This window comes from Streptomyces sp. A012304 (assembly GCF_026008495.1).
Lineage (GTDB): Bacteria > Actinomycetota > Actinomycetes > Streptomycetales > Streptomycetaceae > Streptomyces.
The window spans coordinates 294573-300159 of the sequence record NZ_BQUN01000098.1 but is presented as its reverse complement, the minus strand read 5'-3'; the positions used below and the strand labels follow the sequence as shown (position 1 = coordinate 300159).

Below are 5587 nucleotides of genomic sequence, written 5' to 3'. Positions count from 1 at the left end.
GGATCAGCTTGGTGCCCTGGTGGATCAACTGGTAGTAGGCGTGCTGCCCGTTGGTGCCGGGCGTGCCCCAGACGATCGGGCCGGTCTGCCAGTCGACCTCCTTGCCGTCCCTGCCGACGTACTTGCCGTTGGACTCCATGTCGAGCTGCTGGAGGTAGGCGGCGAACTTGGACAGGTAGTGGCTGTAGGGCAGCACCGCGTGCGACTGGGCGTCGTGGAAGTTGCCGTACCAGATGCCCAGCAGGCCGAGCAGCAGCGGGGCGTTGGCCTCGGCGGGGGTGGTGCGGAAGTGCTCGTCGACGATCCGGAAGCCGTCGAGCATCTCGCGGAAGCGGTCCGGGCCGATGGCGATCATCAGGGAGAGGCCGATCGCCGAGTCGTAGGAGTAGCGGCCGCCGACCCAGTCCCAGAACTCGAACATGTTGGCCGTGTCGATGCCGAACTCGGCGACCTTCTCCGCGTTGGTCGACAGCGCCACGAAGTGCCGGGCGACGGCGGCCTCGTCACCGAGCGCCGCCAGCAGCCAGCCGCGCGCCGAGGTGGCGTTGGTGATGGTCTCGATGGTGGTGAAGGTCTTGGACGCGATGATGAACAGCGTCTCGGCCGGGTCCAGGTCCCGGGTCGCCTCGTGCAGGTCGGCGCCGTCCACGTTGGAGACGAAGCGGACGGTCAGGTCGCGGTCGGTGTAGCTGCGCAGCACCTCGTAGGCCATGGCGGGGCCGAGGTCGGAGCCGCCGATGCCGACGTTGACCACGTTCTTGATGCGCCTGCCGGTGTGGCCGGTCCAGGCTCCCGAGCGGACGCGGTCCGCGAAGTCGGCCATCTTGTCGAGGACGGCGTGCACCGCCGGGACGACGTTCTCCCCGTCGACCTCGACGACCGCGTCGCGCGGGGCGCGCAGCGCGGTGTGCAGCACGGCCCGGTTCTCGGTGGTGTTGATCCTCTCGCCGCGGAACATGGCGTCCCGCAGGCCGAAGACGTCGGTGGCGGCGGCCAGCTCGCGCAGCAGCCGCAGCGTCTCGTCGGTGACGAGGTGCTTGGAGTAGTCGATGTGCAGGTCACCGACCCGCAGTGTGTACCCGCTGCCGCGCCCGGGGTCGGCGGCGAACAGCTCCCGCAGCCGTACCTCCCCGAGTTCCTCGCGATGCTTGGCCAGAGCGGTCCACTCGGGCGTCTGGTTGAGCCTCGTACGGCCGTCTGCGTTCATGTCGGACCCGACCCTCTTTCCTCACCTGTCCGTGCTGCGCACCTTGTCCACTGCCGGTCCCAACCTAGTTGATCAGTGTGTGACGTGAGCTGACGCGGGACCCTCCCGTGGTGCACCGACAGGTACGTCCGCGTTGCCCGCCGGTATCAACGACACGACCGCCGCGGCGAACAGCAGGGCGGCGAGGAGCGCGGGCGCGTTCAGGCCGTAGGCTCCCGCCACGGCTCCGCCGAGCAGCGCGCCGAGCGGGGCACCGGAGGTGGAGGCCGTACGGAAGGCGGCGGAGATCCGGCCGACCATGGACTCGGGGCTGCGCCGCTGCATCAGCGTGACCTGGTTGACGTTCCACACCATGTTCATGACGCCGAGCAGCAGCATGCCCACGAGGAGCGCGCCGAGGTGCCGGACGGTGCCCATGAGCAGCAGCGACGCCGTCTGGACGGCGCCGCCGAGCAGCAGGGCGCGGGCCCGTCCGGTGCGGCGGGCGATCCGCTGGGCGAGGAAGCCGCCGGCGAGGCTGCCGACGGCGTACACGGTCATGGCGGCGGCGAACTCGGCGTCGCCCGCGTCCAGCCAGCGCGTCACATGCAGGACGAGGGTGGCGATGAGGGCGCCCATGCCGATGTTGCACAGCAGTGTGCCGAGGCAGACGGAGCGCAGCACCCGGTCGTGCCACAGGGCGCGCAGTCCCTCGCCGATCTCCGCGCGCAGGGTGCTGCCCGTGGGCCGCGGCTCCCGCTCGGGCGGTCGTATCCGCAGGGAGGCCACCAGGGCCGCCGCCAGCAGGTAGGTGGCCGCGTCGGCGGCGAACGGCAGGAAGGCCCCGGCGCCGAGCAGCAGCGGCACGACCGGGCCGGCCAGCAGTCCCCCGGCGAGCTGCTGGCCGGTCATCAGCCGGGCGTTGGCCCCGCCGAGAGCCTCGCGGTCCACGAGGGAGGGCAGCAGGGCGGTGGAGGCGTTGTCGAAGAGGGTCTGCAGGGTGGTCAGCAGGAACGCGAGGGCGAGCAGCAGCGGGATCGAGGCGTGGCCGAGGGCCACGGCGAGGGCGAACGCGGCCACCAGCAGCCCGCGCACGGTGTCCACGGCCCACATCGCGCGCCGCTGGTCGACACGGTCGGCGACGGCCCCGCCGAGCAGGCCGAACAGCAGCCAGGGGACGTAGGAGCAGGCGGTCACGGAGGCGATGACCAGCGGGTCGTCGGTGAGCTGGACCGCGAGCAGGGGCAGCGCGGTCGTCCGCAGGGCGTCGCCGAAGCGCGAGACGACGGCGGCGCTCCACAGGCGCCCGAACCCGCCGCGCCACGAGGGCGCGACCACGTCGCCCGTCGTCTTCACCGCTGTCACGACTCCCCCTGCCGGTTCTCCGGTTCACCGCCGCGACGTCGGTCGCGACGAGCACCACTGCGAAAACCGTAGAGGACACCACTGACAATCGGTCCGCGGCGGACCGCCGGCCGATGGGCGCAACGGGACCGGCCAGGCACCCGCGGGCACCTGGCCGGTCCTCAACTTCTAGATCTCGCCCCGCAGTTTGGCGAGCGCCTCGGCGAGGATCGCCTCGCCGTCCGCGTCGCTGCGCCGCTCCCGCACATAGGCGAGGTGCGTCTTGTAGGGCTCGGTGCGCGGCGGGTCCGGCGGGTTGTCCCGGTCCTGTCCGGCCGGGAAGCCGCAGCGCGGGCAGTCCCAGGTGTCGGGAACCTGCGCGTCGCTGGCGAAGCTGGGCTGCGTCTCGTGCCCGTTGGAGCACCAGAAGGAGATGCGCAGACGCGGCGCGGACTCGCCGCGCTCGGCCTCGCCCATCGGCCCCGCCCCGACCCGGCTTCCTCGGATCGCGTTGCCACTTGCCACGGTCGTAACTCCCTGCGTGATGGTGCCGCAAAGCGAGTCGGCGTTTCGCTTCGCTGCGAGCGCCTCAGTCTACGTAAGGCCCAACGCGCGTCCAGTGGCGGGAGTTACAGCCCACGCACACAGACGCACGCCCCATGATAGGCCGCGCTCAGCTGCGCGTACCGAACATGGGGCGTTACGTAGGGGAATGTGTGCGCCTGTGACAGGCGGGTCAGCTGTTCGCCTTCATCAACAGGCCGAGGACGATGATGCACGCCAGCCACAGCAGACCGACCACCACGGTGATGCGGTCGAGGTTGCGCTCGGCGACGGAGGAGCCGCCGACGGAGGACTGCATGCCGCCACCGAACATGTCGGAGAGGCCGCCGCCCTTCCCCTTGTGCATCAGCACCAGCAGCATCAGCAGCAGGCTGAAGACGATCAGGGCGATCGAGAACCCCATAACCACGGCTGGACCAACTTCCTCGGATTCTGATGGACGACGGGGGCACGGCGGCTAGCTGCCATGCCCCCGCAAGAGTACGACGTTACGCCGCTACGGCCTACTCACTGGTCGCGGAAGCGCACGATCTTGACGAACTCGTCGGCGTCCAGGGAGGCACCGCCCACCAGCGCGCCGTCGATGTCGGCCTGCGCCATGATCTCGGCGACGTTGCCGGCCTTGACGGAGCCGCCGTACTGGATGCGGACCTTGTCGGCCAGCTCCTGCGTGTACAGCTCGGCGATCTTGCCGCGGATGGCGGCGCAGACCTCCTGGGCGTCCTCGGCGCCGCAGACCTTGCCGGTGCCGATGGCCCACACGGGCTCGTAGGCGATCACGACCGTCTCGGCCTGCTCGGCCGGGAGGTCCTTCAGACCGCCCTCGACCTGGGCGAGGGTGTGGGTGACGTGGTTGCCCGCCTCACGGACCTCCAGCTCCTCGCCGACGCACAGGATCGGGGTCAGGCCGTGCTTGTAGGCGGCCTTGACCTTGGCGTTGACCAGTTCGTCGGTCTCGCCGTGGTACTGGCGGCGCTCGGAGTGGCCGATCGCCACGTACGTGCACTTCAGCTTGGCCAGCATCGGGCCGGAGATCTCGCCGGTGTAGGCGCCGCTGTCGTGCGCCGAGATGTCCTGGGCGCCGTACTTGATGCGGAGCTTGTCGCCGTCGACCAGGGTCTGCACGGAGCGCAGGTCGGTGAAGGGCGGCAGGACGGCGACCTCGACGGCCTCGTAGTCCTTGTCCGCGAGGGCGAAGGCGAGCTTCTGGACGTGGGCGATGGCCTCCAGGTGGTTGAGGTTCATCTTCCAGTTGCCCGCCATCAGCGGCGTGCGCGTGCTCATAGGGGTCAGTCCTCCAGTGCGGCGAGGCCGGGGAGCGTCTTGCCCTCGAGGTATTCGAGGGAGGCGCCGCCGCCGGTCGAGATGTGGCCGAATGCGTTCTCGTCGAAGCCCAGGAGGCGGACGGCCGCGGCGGAGTCGCCACCGCCGACGACCGTGAAGGCCGGGGAGTCGAGGAGGGCCTGGGCGACCGCCTTGGTGCCCTCGGCGTAGTCGGGGTGTTCGAAGACGCCCATGGGGCCGTTCCAGAAGACGGTGGCGGCGTCGGCGAGCTTCGAGGCGTACAGCTTGCGGGTCTGCGGGCCGATGTCCAGGCCCTCCTGGTCGGCGGGGATCGCGTCCGCGGCGACGACGGTGGGGTTGGCCGGGGCCTTGGTCTTCAGGTCCGGGAACTCGGTCGAGACCAGCACGTCGACGGGGAGGACCAGCTCGACGCCGGTCTTCTCGGCCCGCTCGATGTACTCGGTGACAACCGGGATCTGGTCCTCCTGAAGGAGGGAGATGCCGACCTCGTGGCCCTTGGCCTTGAGGAAGGTGTAGGCCATGCCGCCGCCGATGAGCAGCCGGTCGGCCTTGCCGAGCAGCTCGTCGATGACGGCGAGCTTGTCGGAGACCTTGGCGCCGCCGAGCGCGACGACGTAGGGGCGCTTGACGTCCTCGGTGAGCTTCTTCAGGACCGCGACCTCGGTGGCGATGAGGTAGCCGGCGGCGTGCGGCAGGCGGGCCGGGAGGTCGAACACGGACGCGTGCTTGCGGTGCACCGCGCCGAAGCCGTCACCGACGTAGACGTCCGCGAGCTCGGCGAGCTGGTCGGCGAAGGCGCCGCGCTCGGCGTCGTCCTTGGCCGTCTCGCCCGGGTTGAAGCGCAGGTTCTCGATGACGGCGACCTGGCCGTCGGCCAGGCCGGCGACCGTCGCCCGGGCGGACTCGCCGACCGTGTCGGTGGCGAAGGCGACGGCGGAGCCGAGCAGCTCGCCCAGGCGCGCGGCGGCCGGGGCGAGGGAGAACGCGGGGTCCGGGGCGCCCTTGGGGCGGCCCAGGTGGGAGGCGACGACCACCTTGGCGCCCGCGTCCGCGAGGGCCTTGACGGTCGGCAGCACGGCGCGGATGCGGCCGTCGTCGGTGATGGTGTCGCCGTCCAGCGGCACGTTGAGGTCGGCGCGGACGAAGACGCGCCGTCCGGCCACGCCTTCGGAGAGGAGTTCGTCGATC

Annotated in this window: 6 protein-coding genes; all 6 read right to left on the bottom strand. The window is 70.8% G+C overall.

The annotated features are described in order from the left end of the window. Positions 1 to 1207 (bottom strand): glucose-6-phosphate isomerase (gene pgi, locus ALMP_RS24295; protein WP_264931716.1); only part of this gene is annotated, 1207 nt, incomplete at its 3' end. 72 nt (positions 1208 to 1279) lie between these two features. Then, the gene (locus ALMP_RS24290; RefSeq protein WP_375803529.1) at positions 1280 to 2488 is read right to left on the bottom strand and encodes an MFS transporter; all 1209 of its coding nucleotides are present in this window, start codon (positions 2486 to 2488) and stop codon (positions 1280 to 1282) included. A gap of 231 nt (positions 2489 to 2719) precedes the next feature. Continuing rightward, on the bottom strand, positions 2720 to 3055 hold the full coding sequence (locus ALMP_RS24285) for an RNA polymerase-binding protein RbpA (protein WP_003957010.1): 336 nt from the start codon (positions 3053 to 3055) through the stop codon (positions 2720 to 2722). Positions 3056 to 3266: 211 nt separating this feature from the next. Further along, positions 3267 to 3497, bottom strand: coding sequence for a preprotein translocase subunit SecG (gene secG / locus ALMP_RS24280; protein ID WP_264931956.1), 231 nt, complete (start codon positions 3495 to 3497; stop codon positions 3267 to 3269). A gap of 104 nt (positions 3498 to 3601) precedes the next feature. Then, a complete protein-coding gene (tpiA, locus tag ALMP_RS24275) occupies positions 3602 to 4378 on the bottom strand; it encodes a triose-phosphate isomerase (RefSeq protein WP_264931655.1) in 777 nt (258 codons plus the stop codon). Between the two features lie 5 nt (positions 4379 to 4383). After that, a complete protein-coding gene (locus tag ALMP_RS24270) occupies positions 4384 to 5586 on the bottom strand; it encodes a phosphoglycerate kinase (protein ID WP_264931654.1) in 1203 nt (400 codons plus the stop codon). Between the last annotated feature and the right edge of the window lies 1 nt (position 5587).

Coding starts and splice junctions, on each gene's coding strand:
- secG (WP_264931956.1), bottom strand. CDS start 3,497: ATGGGGTTCTCGATCGCCCTGATCGTCTTCAGCCTGCTGCTGATGCTG.
- tpiA (WP_264931655.1), bottom strand. CDS start 4,378: ATGAGCACGCGCACGCCGCTGATGGCGGGCAACTGGAAGATGAACCTC.